Below are 15,544 nucleotides of genomic sequence, written 5' to 3'. Positions count from 1 at the left end.
CCCCGGCCGTCACGGGCCGGAGAGTGGACGGGGCTCGGACAAGGGTTCAGGCGCTCGCCTGCTCCGTTTCGATGGCGAGGTCGGCCACGACGGCGCGGCGCTCCTCCTCGCCCTCGGCGAGACGGTGAACATGCATCTCCGTCGCACCCTTCTGACGGGCGCGGGCCAGCCAGTTCCGGTGCAGGCGCTCGCGCGGTCCCTTGCCGGAAGCGGCGATCGAGACGGCCTGGGCGATGCCGGCATCGTCGCGCCGCACGGCAATCACCACCGCCTCGTCCACCTCGTCGAGGTCGGGCTCGGCCAGATCGTGGACGCCAACGACGTAGCGGCGGCCGGAACGCCCGCGCCACGCGCTCAGGGCAGGAGCGGCGCCGCGCAGGCCCGCCATGGTTCGGAGACGCTCCTCGCGCACGTCCGCTCTCCGGGATCGATCGTCCTTCAGATCGCGGAGCGCGACCGACCAGGACAGGGCTCGTTTGTTCGCCATTTGTTCTGTTCTACGCCGCTCGTCCGATCGCCGTCAAGGCGCTGTTTCGGAACAGGTTCGTGGGTCTGCATAAGGTGGGAATCGCCCTCCGGTTCCGCAAGAAACCAGCGCCCTGATGAAGGCTGCCGCGTCTCGATCCGCGCACCGCGCCACGTCTCTCTGCGCAAGCCGCGCGGCGTCCCGATTCGAGCATCCGATCATCGTCTCGCCGCACAGCCTTCGTAAAGCATGCGTCTGGCAGGGTGACCGGGCGCGGGGCCTGCCGTACAAGCGGAACCGTGTGCCGGCCCGGCTTGACGAGACTTGGTTTTCCGAGACTTGGCTCTCCGACGGATCGGTGTGGTGCGGCGAGGAACAGCCTTGAGGCGGGTGATGGGTGTGGCGACCAAGGGGCCGGGGGTTCGAATCGCGCGGCTCGTGCTCGCTGCCGGCCTCGCGCTGAATCTCGGCGCCTGCTTCCGTCCGCTCTACGGGCCGACCGCGTCGGGTGAGTCGATGCAGGGGCTGCTCTCCGCGATCCAGGTCGACGACGTCAACATGGCGCAGGATCAGGAGCGCCTCGGGCATTACCTGCGCAGCGAGCTGATCTTTGACCTCGACGGCTCCGGACAGCCTGCTGTGCCGAAGCGCTACCGCCTGAAGATGCAGGGCTCGGAACAGGTCCAGACACCGATCGTCTCCTCGACCACGGCGCGGGCGGAGGCCGGCACCATCGTCGGCACAGTGAAATTCTCGCTGGAGAGCCTCGACGGGCGCCGCATCCTCACCGAGGGCATCGCGACGGGCACCGCGACCTACGATCGCTCGATCCAGCGCTTCGCCTCGCTGCGCGCCGCGCGCGACGCGGAGATCCGACTCGCCAAGCTGCTGGCCGAACAGATCAAGACCCGGATCGCCTCCGTCCTCGCCGTCAAGCCAAACCTCTGACGGCGACGGCATGACGGCGGTCAAGGCCGGCGACGTTGAGGGGCTGATCCGGCGCGGCCCCGATCCGCGCATCGCGGTGACCTTGGTCTACGGACCCGATACCGGGCTCGTAGCGGACCGCGCGGCGCGGCTGGTGCGGGGCATGGTGGCGGACCCCGACGACCCCTTCGCGCTCATCAAGATCGACGGCGATACCCTTGCCTCCGATCCGGGCCGGCTGGTGGACGAGGCCGGCACCGTCGGCCTGTTCGGCGGCAGCCGCACGATCTGGGTGCGCTCCGGCAGCCGCAACTACGCGCCCGCCGTCGATGCCGTCCTGAAGACGCCGACCGAGGGCGCCCGCATCGTGGTGGAGGCCGGCGACCTCGCCCGCTCAGCGCCCCTGCGCACCCTCTGCGAGGGCTCGCCCAAGGCGCTCGCCCTGCCCTGCTACCCCGACGACGAGCGCACGCTCGCCGACCTGATCGAGCGCACGCTGCAGGAGGAGGGGCTGCGCATCGACCGCGACGCCCGCGACCTGCTGGCGGGCAGCCTCGGCAGCGACCGCCGCGCCAGCCTGTCGGAGATCGGCAAGCTCGCCCTCTACGCCCGTGGCCAGGGCAGCGTCGGTGTGGACGATGTCGAGGCGATCGTCAGCGATGTCGGTGCGAGCGTGCTCAATGCGCTGATCGACGCCGCCTTCGCCGGCCGTGCGAGCGAGGCCGAGCGCGAATATCGCCGCTTCCGCCACGAGGGGATGGACCCTTCGGCGATGCTCGGTGCCGGCCTGCGGCACGCGCTCACCTTGCTGTCCCTGCGCCTCGACAATCCGCGCGGCAGCGCGAGCCAACTCGTCGCCACTTGGCGCGGCCTGCATTTCCGCCGCAAGGCCCTGGCCGAGACCCAGCTCGCCCGCTGGTCGGTGCCGGGGCTGCAACAGGCGGTGGCTTGGCTGCAGGACGCGGTGCTCGCCTGCCGCCGCTCCGAGCCGGATCTCGCCCATGCGCAGGCGCAAGGCGTGTTCCTGCGCATCGCCGTCGAGGCAGCGCGGCGTCGCGGCTGAGCCCGCTCAGGCAAACCAACGGGCCAGCTCTGTCCGTAATCGGCCTCGCCACGCCGTTGTCCGGCGCGGCCGAGGATCGATCGGTCAGGCTCCGCCGAGCTTGCGACAGAGCGCGTCGCGCTCCTCGGCTGTGGCGTAGCGGATGCGGATCTCGCCCTCTCCGCTCGCCTTGGCCTTCACCGCCACGCTGTAGCCCAGCGCCCGGCCGAGCACGTCTTCCAGGGAGCGCAGGGCGGCGTCACCTTCCGCCGAGCGCCGCGGGCGGCCCGGGCGGGGCGTGTCGTCCTGCGGGGCTTCCGCCGCAGCCAGCGCCTCGACTTCGCGCACCGATAGCCCTTCGGCCACAATGCGGCGTGCCACCGCTTCCGGATCGCGCACGGAGAGCAGCGCCCGGGCATGGCCGGCGGTGATCTCACTGGCGATGACCCGATCCTGGATTCCCGGCGGAAGCTGGAGCAGGCGCAGGGTGTTGGCGAGATGGCTGCGGCTCTTGCCGAGCAGGTCGGCGAGTTCGGCCTGGGTGTACTTGAACTCGCCCATCAACCGCTCGTAGCCCGCCGCCTCCTCGATGGCGTTCAGGTCGGCGCGCTGGACGTTCTCCAGGATTGCGTATTCGAGCGACGTGCGGTCGTCGATCTCGACCACCACCACCGGCACCTCGTTGAGGCCCGCCCGCTGGGCCGCGCGCCAGCGCCGCTCGCCGGCCACGATCTCGAAGGTGCCGGGCACGCCCGTCAGCGCACGGGCGACGATCGGCTGGATCACGCCGCGCTGGCGGATCGAGGCGGCCAGTTCGTCGAGTTCCGGCTCCGAGAAGCGGCGTCGCGGATTGCGCGGGTTCGGGCGCAGGAACTCAACCGCCACCTTGCGCTGCGGGTGTCCGGTGCTGCGGGCCGCCTCCTCGGGGGCGTCGTCGGAAAAGTCGCCGATCAGCGCCGCGAGGCCGCGTCCGAGCCGCGGCCGCGCCGCATCATCCGCCATTGCCACGATCGAAACTCCAAACTTTTGAATGACTTAAGCGGCGGCAGCGGGCGGGGGCGCGCGGCCCTCGCGTTGAATCACTTCGGAGGCAAGGCGCAGATAGGCCTGCGAGCCGGCACATTTGAGGTCGTAGAGCAGCACCGGCTTGCCGTGCGAGGGGGCCTCGGACACCCGCACGTTACGCGGGATCATGGTCTCGTACACCTTGTCGCCCATGAAGCCGCGCACATCGGCGACGACCTGGGTCGAGAGGTTATTGCGCGGGTCGTACATCGTCAGCACGACGCCCTGGATCTGGAGCTTCGGATTCAGCGCCCCGCGCACCTGCTCGACGGTGCGCAGCAACTGGCTCAAACCTTCGAGGGCGAAGAACTCGCATTGCAGCGGCACCATCACCGCGTCGGCGGCGGCGAGCGCGTTGATCGTCAACAGGTTCAGCGAGGGCGGGCAATCGATCAGCACGTAGGTGATCGGCTCGATGCCTTCAGGCGTGGTGAGTTCGCGCAGGATGTTGCGCAAGCGGTGGGCCCGGTCCTGCGCGCTCGCCAGTTCGAGTTCCAGACCGAGCAGGTCCATGGTCGAGGGGGCCACGGAGAGGCGCGGTACGGCGGTCGGCGTGATGGCGTCCGCCAGCGGGGCCTCCCCCGCCATGACATGATAGGTCGAGACCTTGCGGCGGCGGCGATCGATGCCGAGACCGGTGGAAGCATTGCCCTGAGGATCGAGGTCGATCACCAGCACCTGCTCGCCGATGGCGGCCAATGCCGTGCCGAGATTGATCGCTGTGGTGGTCTTGCCGACGCCACCCTTCTGGTTGGCGAGCGCCAGCACCCGGAGCGGCTTGGCTTGCGCCGGAGCGGCCTGGGCGGAGGAAGCCTGAGGCCGTGCGGCCGTGGGGAGATCGGTCATGGGTCCACGCGGGAAAGCGACGTGACGCGCACGATCCGTGCCTGCGAGTCGGTGCGGCTCGGAATCAGGTCGCGGGTGAATGTCCACGCATCCTCGGCCTCGGTCAATTCCGCGGCTGCATCACGCCCCTTCGGAAAGAGCCCAACAGTGCCGCTTGTCAACAAAGGTTCGGTCCAGGTCAGAAGCTGAGTGAGGGGAGCCAGGGCTCGCGCGCACACGACGTCGATTCCGGTCAGCGAATTGACGGTCGCCTCGATACGCGCGTTGTGGACGGTAACGGGGGCGCCGGTGAGGCGGGCCGTCTCCGAGAGGAAGGCGCATTTGCGCGCATTGCTCTCGACGAGGCTGACATGGAAGTCCGGACGGCCCTTTCCGGCAATCGCCAGGATCAGGCCAGGGATGCCGGCGCCGGATCCGAGATCGAGCCAGCGTTTAGCATCTGGTGCCAGGGCGAACAATTGCAGCGCATCGGCGACATGGCGGTGCCAGACCTCGCTCAGCGTCGCCGGTCCCACGAGGTTCTTGACGGTCTGCCAGCGCGTCAGCTTTGCGACATAGAGGTCGAGAGCCTCGGCTGTTTCACGTGAAACATTGTGCTCAATGAGGACGCGTGCGCGAAGATCAGTTCTCATCTCGATACGGCTCTGATCTCACGCCGGCGCCTGGGCCCGGCCGCGGCGAGCGTGGGCAGCGAGCAGCGTCAGAGCCGCGGGCGTCACACCTTCGATGCGGGCCGCCTGTCCGAGCGTGATCGGGCGCACGCTGTCGAGCTTGAGCCGCATCTCGTTGGAGAGGCCGGGGATTGCCCCGTAATCGAGGGAGGCAGGCAGACGAACCGCTTCGTCACGGCGAAAAGCGGAGATGTCGGCCTGTTGCCGGTCGAGATAGACAGCGTAGGTCGCGTCCGTGCACAGCCGCTCGGTGACCCGAGGCGGTACCGATTCCAGTTCCGGCCAGACCGCCGCAAGCCGGTCCCAGCCGATCTCCGGATAGGATAGGAGCTGAAACGCGCGGCGGCGCAGGCCGTCGCGGTTGAGGGAGAGGCCGTGGCCGGCCGCCTCGTTCGGGGTCAGGCTCAGGGCATCGAGCCGGGCACGCGCCTCGGAGAGCGCCGCCTGCGAGGCTGCGAAATGGGCAGCGCGTGTTGGGCCAACGCAGCCGAGGGCGGAGCCGCGGGGCGTGAGCCGCTCGTCGGCATTGTCCACGCGCAGGCTCAGCCGATACTCCGAGCGCGAGGTGAACATGCGGTAGGGCTCGCTCACCCCATGGGTGACGAGGTCATCGATCATCACGCCGAGGTAGGATTCGGCCCGGTCGAAGATCGTGAGATCGGAGCCGCCCGCCAGCCGCGCCGCGTTGAGGCCGGCGACCAGCCCCTGCCCCGCCGCTTCCTCGTAGCCGGTGGTGCCGTTAATTTGACCCGCCAGGAACAGGCCGGGGAGGCGCTTTGTCTGGAGCGTGGCGTCGAGTTCGCGCGGATCGACATAGTCGTACTCGATGGCGTAGCCGGGCCGCAGGATACGGGTTCGCTCGAGCCCCGGAATGGCGGCGATGATGCCGGCCTGAACCGCCTCGGGCAGCGCCGTCGAGATGCCGTTGGGGTAGACGGTCGGATCGTCGAGCCCCTCCGGTTCGAGGAAGATCTGGTGGCCCTCGCGATCGCCGAAGCGCACCACCTTGTCCTCGATCGAGGGGCAGTAACGGGGGCCACGGCTGCTGATGCCGCCGGAATAAATCGGCGAGCGGTGAAGGTTGGCCCGGATCAGGTCGTGGACGGCCGTCGTGGTGCGGGTGATGCCGCAGGCGATCTGCGGCGTGGTGATGCGCTCGGTCAGAGTCGAGAAGGGCACGGGCTCGGCGTCGGCGTACTGCATCTCCAGGGCGGCCCAGTCGATGCTGCGCCCATCGAGGCGCGGCGGCGTGCCGGTCTTGAGGCGGCCGAGGCGGAAGCCGTGATGGTCGAGGGTCCGTGCCAGCCCCATGGCGGGCGCCTCGTCGACGCGACCGGCGGGGATCTGCCGCTCGCCGATATGGATCAGCCCACGCAGGAAGGTGCCCGTCGTGATGACCACGGCCGCGGCGGCAAGGCGGCGCCCATCCGCGAGCACGACACCCACGATGTGACCCGCCTCGACGATCAGGTCGTCGGCCTCACCCTCGATCACGGTGAGCCCCGGCGTCTCCGCGACCGCCGCCTGCATGGCGCGGGCGTAGAGGGCCCGGTCGGCCTGGGTCCGGGGGCCGCGCACGGCCGGACCCTTGCGGCGGTTGAGCAGACGGAACTGGATGCCGGCCGCATCCGCGACGCGGCCCATCAACCCATCCAGGGCATCCACCTCACGGACCAGATGCCCCTTGCCGAGACCGCCAATGGCCGGGTTGCAGGACATCGCGCCGATGGTGGCTGCGCGGTGCGTGACCAGGGCCGTGCGGGCGCCGACCCGAGCGGAGGCCGCCGCCGCCTCGACGCCGGCATGACCGCCACCGACGACGATGACGTCGTAGCTGGAAGAAGGGATGTGCATGACCAGTGCTTATGCGCGTGCCATGGACGAGGTCAACGCACAGCCTCTCCAGGACCCGGTGTGGCGGCCGGTTGCAGGTTGCGGGAACGTATTCTCCGCGGGCAATCGATGCCGGCGCCGGATAGGAGCAGTGGCTGCGCAGCAATCGAACCGCGTCCTTAGCCTCCCAGGGCACAGCGATCAGATGATCGGCGGAGAGTCTGCGCGCCCGTCGGAGACGCGGAGGGCGCACAAAGACATGGGCAAACCTCGCCCCGCTTCAGCGAGCGGTAATGGGGGACCAAGTCACATCAAGGGCAACAGGATCACCGTCTTCTGGCGCGATAGGGCCCGAACGCCCCCGATCGGCCCTTCCCTACTTGCCGATACAGAAGCCGGAGAAGAGGCGGTCCAGCATCTCCTCGACTCCGACATGACCGCCGACCTCACCCAGTGCCCGGACGGCGAGCCGCAGGTCCTCCGCGATCAGCTCCGGCGGAAAGCCGGCCGGCGCAGCGGCGACACGGTCGAGATGACCGGCCGCGCGGGTCAAAGCCGCGCGATGGCGCTCACGGGTGACGAGCGCATCGCCCTGGCCGAAAGAGGCGGCTGCCGCGGCCTGCACCGCATCGAGCAGCGCGTCGAGGCCGGCGCCCGTGATGGCGGAGACGGCGAGGGTGCCCTCCCCCGCTCCGGGCGCGAGGTCGCTCTTGGTGCGGACGCGAAGGGTAGGAATATCCCCGAGCCCGTCGGCAACGGCCGGTCCATCGGCCGGCACGAGGTGGAGCACGAGGTCGGCGCTCCGGATACGGCGGTGCGTGCGCTTCACGCCCTCGGCCTCGATCGCATCCTCCGTCGCGCGCAGACCCGCCGTATCGACCAGGATCACCGGCAGGCCGCCGAGATCGCACCGCACCTCGATGGCATCGCGGGTCGTGCCCGGAATGTCCGAGACGATGGCCGCGTCGCGCCCGCTCAGGGCATTGAGCAGGGTCGATTTTCCGGCATTGGGGGCGCCGGCCAGCACGACGCAGAAGCCCTCGCGCAGGCGCTCGCCCCGGCGCCCGTCGGCGAGAGCGCCTTGAATCGCGTCGCGCAGGGCGGCGGCGCGGCCGGAGAGGGCGGCATCGAGATCGTCCGCATCCACGTCGCCCTCGTCGGCGAAGTCGAGGGCCGCCTCGGCGCCGGCAAGCAGTTCGATACCGGTCTCGCGCCACACCGCGACCTGTCGGCCGAGGGCGCCGTCGAGTTGGCGCAGGGCCTGGACGCGCTGCGCCTCGGTCTCGGCGTCGATCAGGTCGGCGATGCCTTCCGCCTCGGTGAGATCGATGCGGCCATTGAGGAAGGCGCGGCGGCTGAACGCCCCGGCCTCCGCCGGCCGGCAGTCCGGCACGGAGGCGAGGGCCCGCAGCACCGCGGCCCGCACCGCCAGACCGCCGTGGAGGTGGAGTTCGGCCATGTCCTCGCCGGTGGCAGTGGTGGGCCCGGGGAGCCACGCGACGAGGGCTTGATCGAGGATGGCGCGCGTGTCGGGATCGTGCAGGCGGCGCAGGGAGAGCCGGCGCGGCTCCGGACGCCCGCCAGCCAGGCGGTCGAGCACCGCGCCCGCTGCCGGCCCGCTGATCCGCACCACCGCAACCGCCGCGCGGCCGAAGCCGCTCGCCGGGGCGAAGATGGTGTCGCCGCGGTCAGGGAGGGCGTCGGTCATGCTTCAATCCCTTCCGTCCGCCTCCCCTCTCGGCGTGGAGAAGCGGGGGTCTCGACGTGAGCTTTCCGGCAGAAAGGATCACACCACCAGATTCACGATCCGGCCCGGCACGACGATGACCTTCTTCGGAGGGCGGCCTTCGAGGGCGCGCTGCACCGGCTCCAGGGCGAGCGTCGCCGCTTCGACGGCCTTCGCGTCGGCATCGCGCAGCACGGTGACGTCCGCCCGCTTCTTACCATTGATCTGCACCGGCAGGGTAATCTCGTCCTCGACCAGCAGCGCCTGATCGGCCTGCGGCCAAGACGCCTCGGCGACGAGCCCCGTCCCGCCGAGCACACGCCAGCACTCCTCGGCGAGATGCGGCATCATCGGCGCAATGAGCTGCACCAGGATGCGTGCCGCCTCCCCTGCCGCGGCCCCGGATGCGCCGCCGCGCAGACCCTCGTCGAGAGCGTTGGCCAGCGTATAGATGTGGGCAACGCAGCGGTTGAACCGCAGGCGCTCGATATCCTCGCCGACCGCGGCGAGTGCCCTGTGCGCGGCCTTGCGCAGGGCAGTGTCACCACTCCCGCTCTGCCCACTCGCGGCGGCCGCGCCGTGGACGAGGCGCCAGACGCGCTGGACGAAGCGGGCGGCCCCCTGCACCCCCTCCTCCGTCCAGATCACGTCGCGCTCAGGGGGAGAGTCGGAGAGCATGAACCAGCGGGCGGTGTCGGCACCGTAGCTGGCGATGATGTCGTCGGGATCGACGACGTTCTTCTTCGACTTCGACATCTTCTCCGTCGGGCCGACCTCGATCGGCACGCCGGTTTTCACGTGAAAAGCCTTGCGCGCCCCACCCTCGTTCTCGAAGCGGATCTCGGCCGGCGGCACCCAGGCGCCGGAGGGATCCTTGTAGGTCTCGTGGACCACCATGCCCTGCGTGAACAGGCCGGCGAACGGCTCCGACACGCCGGCCCACCCGGTCTCCCGCATCGCTCGCATGAAGAAGCGCGAGTAGAGCAGGTGCAGGATCGCGTGCTCGACGCCGCCGATATACTGATCGACGGGAAGCCAGTGGTCGACGGTCTTGCGGTCCGTTGGCGCCTCGGCGAGCCAGGGCGCAGTGAAGCGGGCATAGTACCAGGACGAATCGACGAAGGTGTCCATGGTGTCGGTCTCGCGCCGGGCCGCCTCGCCACAGCGCGGGCATGGCACCTGCCGCCAGGCATGGTCCCGCTCCAACGGGTTGCCGGGCTGATCGAACGAGACCTCGTTCGGCAGCTTCACCGGCAGGTCTTCCACCGGCACGGGGACCGGGCCGCAGGCCTCGCAATGGATGATCGGGATCGGGCAGCCCCAGTAGCGCTGGCGCGAAACGCCCCAATCACGCAGGCGGAACTGCACTTTGCGGCGCCCGACGGGGGCGCCGTTCAGCGTCTCGCTCTCCAGGCGGTCGGCGACAGTCCTGAAGGCCTCGTCGGTGGTCATGCCGTCGAGGAAGCGCGAATGGATCATCCGTCCGTCGCCGTCATAGGCGGTGTCCGTGATGATGAAGGTGTCGGGGTCCTGTCCTTCGGGGCAGACCACCGGGGTGTTGCCGAGCCCGTACTTGTTGGAAAAGTCGAGGTCGCGCTGGTCGTGAGCCGGGCAGCCGAACACGGCGCCGGTGCCGTATTCCATCAGCACGAAGTTCGCGACATAGACCGGCAGCTCCCAGGACGGATCGAGAGGGTGACGCACGGTGAGCCCGGTCTCGAACCCGAGCTTCTCCGCGGTGTCGATCGCCTCCTGCGCCGTCCCGATGCGGCGACACTCCTCGGCGAAGCTCTGCAGCTCCGCGGCCCGTGGGCCGGATTCGGCGAGTGCTCTGGCGAGCGGATGATCGACGGAGATCGCCAGGAACCGGGCGCCGAACAGCGTATCGGGCCGGGTGGTGTAGACCGTCAGCTCGTCCGTGCCGGCGAACGGCCGGGCGAGCGCGAAGCGCACTTCCAGCCCTTCCGAGCGGCCGATCCAGTTGCGCTGCATCAGCCGGACCTTTTCCGGCCAGCGCTCCAACCCGTCGAGAGCGTCGTGCAGATCCTGCGCGAAGTCGGTGATCTTGAAGAACCATTGGGTCAGCTCGCGCTGCTCGACGAGCGCACCCGAGCGCCAGCCGCGCCCGTCGATGACCTGCTCGTTGGCAAGCACGGTGTGATCGACCGGGTCCCAGTTCACCTTCGCCGTGCGGCGGGTGACGAGACCCTTGGCGAGGAAGTCGAGGAACATCCGCTGCTGGTGCTTGTAGTAGTCGGGATCGCAGGTCGCGATCTCCCGGCTCCAGTCGAGCGACAGGCCCATGCTCTGGAGTTGCCCGCGCATGGTGGCGATGTTCGCGTAGGTCCAGTCGCGCGGGTTGACCTTGCGCTCCATGGCCGCGTTCTCGGCCGGCAGGCCGAAAGCGTCCCAGCCCATCGGATGCAGCACGTTGTGGCCCTTGGCGCGCTTGTAGCGAGCCACGACGTCGCCCATGGCGTAGTTGCGCACGTGGCCGATATGGATGCGCCCCGAGGGATAGGGGAACATCTCCAGCACGTAGTATTTCGGGCGCGGATCGTCGTTCTTGGTCTCGAACAGCTTGGCCGCGTCCCAGGCCTGCTGCCAGCGCGGCTCGGCGTCCTTCGCGTTGTAGCGCTCGTGTGCCGTTGGGGAGGGCTGTGCGGGATCGGTCATCGTGGGCGCCGGGATCAGCGAGAAAGGGGCGGACCGCCCGCGAGGCTGTCGCAGCGGCCGGAACCCGGCACCTAGCATATCCGCACCGCGAAGGGTCAACGATGAGGGCGGTTCAGGTCTGCTGGTAGACCGCCACCACCCGCTCGAAACGGCGCTCAGAGAGATCGGAGGCGCGGATCAAGAAGTACACCGTGCCCTCCCCGTTCTCCTGCAGGAAGTCGCCGACATCGATTTGGAGAAGGAGACGCCAGGAGCGGGCGCCGGCCTCGATCTCGGGCTTGTGCGCCTTCCACTGGTCCTGGCTGAGATGCTGCACGCCGAAACGGCTGACGACCTCCGCCTCGAAGCGCGGATCGCTCTGCTCCGGCAGCGGCGAGCCGAGGAGCTGGTTGCGTCGGCCTGCATTGGCGGCGCCGTGATAAGTGTCGAACGCCCTCGTGAAGAGGTCTTCGTAGGCGTCGCGAAAGCTCTCCTCGCCATCGCTGCGCAGCGCCAGCGCCGCCTTCAGGGCCGGCCGCGTCTCCATCTCCAGGCTCTCGATCGCCGGGGGGCGCAGGGTCGCGTGCAGGCTCATCGGCCGGGCCGGGCCGCCATAGGGTGTGCCGGAATCGGGCTTCGGCAGGGGCAGCTTGAACTCCCGGTTGACCTTGGCGATCTCCGCCCGGTGGTCCTCGGCCGCCGCCGCGAGGTCGGGCGGCGGGACGTGAGCGGCCAGCCCCTCGCGCGGGCTCTCGTCCCAAATCACGCGGGCGGATTCGGTGCCGTTGTCCCAGGGGCCGGCAGAGAGATCGTAGAAGAACAGGAGCCGCCCATGCCCCGGCAGAGCGTCGGCGAGAGCGCCCTGCCCTTTCATCTTCTCTTTCGCCTCCCCGAGATCGACCTGCGCGAAGAACGCGTAGGGCAGCTCCTTGCGGAAGTGCCGCCGCATCTCCTCCCCGGACTCCGCGTTGCCGCGCTTGGCGATCGCCTCGATATCGGCGGGCTTGGCCCGGCGCGGCCATGCGAGGCCCGGCGGGAGGTCGGGCGTCCCGCCGATCCGCGTTCCGCCGAGGTTGGCCTTCCCCTTCGGTTGAGGCCGGAACACCAGCGTCGGCACCAGCGCCTCGACGACCATCGCGACCTGCGGACGCGTCAAGTGTTGCGCGAGCTGGGCCTGGGCGTCGGCGGGCGTATCGAACATCGGGCCGGGCGTCTCCGTTTGTCTCGGGAGAGGCCAGCATATCGCGGGCGGGGGCGATGGAAAGGCGCCGCCGCCCTTGAAGTCGCGGCAGTGCCGCCGCAAGGAGGGCTCATGATCGACCCACATCAGACCACCGACCCGAGCCAGGCCCCGGACCAGGCCCAAGACACCGCGCCTCGCGATATCGAGCCCCTCGATACCAAACCACCGGTCGGCGAGGCCGATGTCGCCGCGGGTCTCGCGGAGGTGCGCGCCAGCATTCGCCGGGCGGCCGAGGACAACGAGCGCGATCCGGACAGTGTCCACCTCATCGCCGTCTCTAAGACGGTTCCGGAAGAGGGCATCCTGCCGGCGCTCGAGGCGGGTCAGCGGCTTTTCGGCGAGAACTACGTGCAGGAATCGCGGGCCAAGTGGCCGGCCCTGCGCAAGCGCTATCCCGATGTCGAGCTGCACCTCGTCGGCCCGCTGCAATCGAACAAGGCGCGCGAAGCGGTCGAGCTGTTCGACGTGATCCACTCCCTCGACCGGCTCTCGCTCGCCGCGGCGCTCGCCAAGGAGATCGAGCGGAGCGGCCGGGCGCCCAAGCTCCTGATCCAGGTCAATACCGGCGACGAGGCGCAGAAGGCGGGCGTCGCCCCCGATCAGGTCGATGTCCTGCTCTCGGAATGCCGCGAGACCCACGGCTTGGCGATCCATGGCCTGATGTGCATCCCGCCGGCCGAGGATCCGCCCTCCCCCCATTTCGCCGTGCTCGCCCGCCTCGCCGAGCGCCACGGCTTGCCGATCCTGTCGATGGGCATGAGTGCGGATTATCCGGCGGCGATCCAGATGGGCGCGACCCATGTCCGCGTCGGCACTGCCATCTTCGGGCAGCGGGCGAAGCGAGGCTGAGGCCCGCCGTCGGCTGAGCCGCTCAACGACCGATCTTCATCCGCGTTCTCGGTCCGAGGCGGCGGAGCAGGCGCAGCAGATCAGAGGGTTTCAGGGCGACGCAGCCCTCCGTCGGGCGGTAGCCGCTGCGGGCGATATGCAGGAAGATCGCCGACCCCCGGCCCGGCCGGATCGGCCCACGGTTGTAATCGAGATCGATCACAAGATCGTAGAGGCCGTCGTCGCGCCAGAGCCGTTCGGCGCTGGCCGTATTGCTCGGGAATCGGATCGGTCGGTTGTAGCGACGGTCCTCGGGCGCATCGCACCAGCCGTCGTCGCGCCGCGTCGCGCGGAGGGGAAGGGCGCTGATCGGCCGGACGGGGAAGCGGTCGGGCCGATAGAACCCGCCGCGCAGGCGGAACACGCCCCGCGGCGAGGCTCCGTCCCCCTCCCGCTTGCGGCTCGTGATGCCGGAGCGCCCAAGGGCACAGGGGATGACGGCCCCGCCCGCGAGCAGCGTGCCGCGGGTCGCGTCACCCGGCAGAGGGCGCACCCGCAACAGGGCAAGAGAGCCGGCCTTCCCCTGCCCCACGGCTTTGCCGCCTTTCCGCTTCGCAACCTGAGGGCGTGGCATTGCCGGTTCGTCCCAACCTGTCCCGAATGGCGTCGGGTCCGACGTCATGTCGCGGCAGAGAGCGGTGGAACATGGCGAAAATTCTGCATAAGCGCGCAATCCGGATTTCCCGGCGCGTAAAACGAACTAGGTTTGTCGCGAAGTGGGACCGTCCGGGTTCCGTTTGCGGCCAGCCAGCGGGCAATATGCCTTTTCGGATGGGTGCGCCGTCATGAAATCGTCTTGGCTGCCTGCCTGATCGTTCCGCGAAGTTCAGGTGGCCGGAAAGCTTGTCGAGAGCCGCTGCGTCGATGTCCAACCCCTATTGCCTCCTCGTCTGTGACGACGACGACGCCCTGCGTGAGGCATTGACGGAGCAACTCGACGCCTACGAGGAATTCTCGGTCCTCGGCGAGCCGACCGCGTCCGGGGCGCTGACCCGCGTCACGCAGGAGCCGGTCGATCTCGTCGTAATGGATGTCGCCCTGCCCGACATGGACGGGCGCGAGGCGGTGCGGACCCTGCGCCGCAACGGCTATCGCGGCCCGATCATCATGCTGACGGCGCAGGAATCCGACGACGACATGGTCGAGGGCCTGGAGGCGGGCGCCAACGATTACGTGGTCAAGCCGTTCAAGTTCGCCGTGCTGCTCGCCCGCATCCGGGTGCAATTGCGCCAGCACGAGGCGAGCGAGGACGCGGTGTTCCGCATCGGTCCCTATACCTTCCGTCCCGGTGCCAAGCTGCTGGTGGGAGAGCGCGGCTCCAAGCTGAAGCTGACCGAGAAGGAGACGGCGATTCTGCGCTACCTCTATCGGGCCGGCCGCGAGGTGGTGGGGCGCGACACGCTGCTCGCCGAGGTGTGGGGCTACAACGCCCACGTCACCACCCATACCCTCGAGACGCATATCTACCGGCTGCGCCAGAAGATCGAGCCGAACCCGGCGGTCGCGGCGATCCTCGTCACCGAGGGCGGCGGATACAAGCTGCTGCCCTGATCCTCGGCCGGAGCCGCTATCCACCTCCGCGCACAGCCGGCGACCGCACGGCATATCGCGGGGCCTGCGCATCGGTTAAGCTTGGCCCTCCGAAGGGTAGAGCGTATCGCGGCCGGGGGGACGGACAGGCGTTGGGGCTCGACGACGACATCGCGATCCTCGCCGCAGCGCCCGTGTTCGAGCGGTTCGGGCGCGATGCCCTGCGCCTGCTGTCCTTCGCCGGTGAGCGGCGCCTTCTGGAGGACGGCGAGGTGCTGTTCACCCGCGGCGCGCCGTCCGACGGCGGCTACGTCGTCATGTCCGGCACCATCGCCCTGGCTCCGGCACGGCAGGATGTCCCGCCGGTCACGGTCGCCCGCTCCGGCGTGATCGGACGCAACGCTCTGTTCCGCACCCTTCCGCGGCCGGCCGATGCGCGAGCGTGCGAGGCCTCGGAGGTGATGCGGGTCACGCCCTCGCTGATGAGCCGCGTCCTGCGGGAGTTTCCCGATGCGGCCGCCGCGATCCATGACGGGATGGCCGAGGAGCTTCTCGGCCTCGTGCGGGGCTTGTCCGGCGTGCGCGAGCGGCTTGTGGGCCTCGCGCCACGCAAACGGTGACAGGGCCGGGCGGCTTTTGTAAGCACAACCAC

The 15,544-nt window shown here is 69.4% G+C and carries 14 protein-coding genes; 5 read left to right on the top strand and 9 right to left on the bottom strand.

Annotated features, from left to right (window positions below; translation table 11 throughout):
* Window positions 1-46 precede the first annotated feature (46 nt).
* Window positions 47-487, bottom strand: coding sequence for a hypothetical protein (locus tag MFF24_RS06045; protein WP_238223209.1), 441 nt, complete (start codon window positions 485-487; stop codon window positions 47-49).
* 372 nt (window positions 488-859) lie between these two features.
* On the opposite strand from MFF24_RS06045, the gene lptE reads away from it, so the two are divergent.
* Together lptE and holA are read left to right on the top strand one after the other, a co-directional pair.
* A complete protein-coding gene (gene lptE, locus MFF24_RS06040) occupies window positions 860-1,414 on the top strand; it encodes an LPS assembly lipoprotein LptE (RefSeq protein ID WP_238223207.1) in 555 nt (184 codons plus the stop codon).
* A gap of 10 nt (window positions 1,415-1,424) precedes the next feature.
* Window positions 1,425-2,456 (top strand): DNA polymerase III subunit delta, encoded by a 1,032-nt coding sequence (holA, locus tag MFF24_RS06035; protein WP_238223206.1) that lies wholly within the window; start codon window positions 1,425-1,427, stop codon window positions 2,454-2,456.
* Window positions 2,457-2,540: 84 nt separating this feature from the next.
* On the opposite strand, the gene MFF24_RS06030 is transcribed toward holA, so the two are convergent.
* From MFF24_RS06030 to MFF24_RS06000, 7 genes are all read right to left on the bottom strand, one after another.
* The gene (locus MFF24_RS06030) at window positions 2,541-3,437 is read right to left on the bottom strand and encodes a ParB/RepB/Spo0J family partition protein (RefSeq protein ID WP_108939722.1); all 897 of its coding nucleotides are present in this window, start codon (window positions 3,435-3,437) and stop codon (window positions 2,541-2,543) included.
* 33 nt (window positions 3,438-3,470) lie between these two features.
* Window positions 3,471-4,346 carry a ParA family protein gene (locus MFF24_RS06025; RefSeq protein WP_238223204.1) on the bottom strand — a complete coding sequence of 292 codons (876 nt, stop codon included), beginning with the start codon at window positions 4,344-4,346 and terminating at the stop codon, window positions 3,471-3,473.
* Window positions 4,343-4,978: a 16S rRNA (guanine(527)-N(7))-methyltransferase RsmG gene (rsmG, locus tag MFF24_RS06020; RefSeq protein WP_238223203.1), complete on the bottom strand. Its 636-nt coding sequence runs from the start codon at window positions 4,976-4,978 to the stop codon at window positions 4,343-4,345. Before rsmG ends, MFF24_RS06025 begins: the two co-directional genes overlap by 4 nt.
* Before the next feature lie 18 nt (window positions 4,979-4,996).
* Window positions 4,997-6,871 carry a tRNA uridine-5-carboxymethylaminomethyl(34) synthesis enzyme MnmG gene (gene mnmG / locus MFF24_RS06015; protein ID WP_238223201.1) on the bottom strand — a complete coding sequence of 625 codons (1,875 nt, stop codon included), beginning with the start codon at window positions 6,869-6,871 and terminating at the stop codon, window positions 4,997-4,999.
* 355 nt (window positions 6,872-7,226) lie between these two features.
* Window positions 7,227-8,558 carry a tRNA uridine-5-carboxymethylaminomethyl(34) synthesis GTPase MnmE gene (mnmE, locus tag MFF24_RS06010; RefSeq protein WP_238223199.1) on the bottom strand — a complete coding sequence of 444 codons (1,332 nt, stop codon included), beginning with the start codon at window positions 8,556-8,558 and terminating at the stop codon, window positions 7,227-7,229.
* A 78-nt stretch (window positions 8,559-8,636) separates the two neighbouring features.
* On the bottom strand, window positions 8,637-11,252 hold the full coding sequence (gene leuS, locus MFF24_RS06005; protein WP_238223197.1) for a leucine--tRNA ligase: 2,616 nt from the start codon (window positions 11,250-11,252) through the stop codon (window positions 8,637-8,639).
* A 112-nt stretch (window positions 11,253-11,364) separates the two neighbouring features.
* Complete coding sequence (locus MFF24_RS06000) at window positions 11,365-12,432, bottom strand: DUF1963 domain-containing protein (RefSeq protein WP_238223190.1); 1,068 nt, start codon at window positions 12,430-12,432, stop codon at window positions 11,365-11,367.
* A gap of 111 nt (window positions 12,433-12,543) precedes the next feature.
* On the opposite strand from MFF24_RS06000, the gene MFF24_RS05995 reads away from it, so the two are divergent.
* A complete protein-coding gene (locus tag MFF24_RS05995) occupies window positions 12,544-13,323 on the top strand; it encodes a YggS family pyridoxal phosphate-dependent enzyme (RefSeq protein WP_238223182.1) in 780 nt (259 codons plus the stop codon).
* 22 nt (window positions 13,324-13,345) lie between these two features.
* Here the strand turns inward: MFF24_RS05995 and MFF24_RS05990 are convergent, their stop codons facing one another.
* Entirely contained in the window at window positions 13,346-13,936 is a 591-nt protein-coding gene (locus MFF24_RS05990) for a L,D-transpeptidase family protein (RefSeq protein ID WP_373322659.1), read from the bottom strand.
* Between the two features lie 290 nt (window positions 13,937-14,226).
* Here MFF24_RS05990 and MFF24_RS05985 point away from each other — a divergent pair, with 290 nt between their 5' ends.
* On the top strand, window positions 14,227-14,913 hold the full coding sequence (locus tag MFF24_RS05985; protein WP_108939729.1) for a response regulator transcription factor: 687 nt from the start codon (window positions 14,227-14,229) through the stop codon (window positions 14,911-14,913).
* Window positions 14,914-15,044: 131 nt separating this feature from the next.
* On the top strand, window positions 15,045-15,512 hold the full coding sequence (locus MFF24_RS05980; protein ID WP_238223179.1) for a cyclic nucleotide-binding domain-containing protein: 468 nt from the start codon (window positions 15,045-15,047) through the stop codon (window positions 15,510-15,512).
* The last annotated feature ends 32 nt before the right edge of the window (window positions 15,513-15,544 follow it).

Source organism: Methylorubrum aminovorans, assembly GCF_022179725.1.
GTDB classification, from domain to species: domain Bacteria; phylum Pseudomonadota; class Alphaproteobacteria; order Rhizobiales; family Beijerinckiaceae; genus Methylobacterium; species Methylobacterium aminovorans.
Note: the sequence above shows the minus strand (reverse complement) of the source record. Positions and strands in the feature narration are given on the sequence as shown.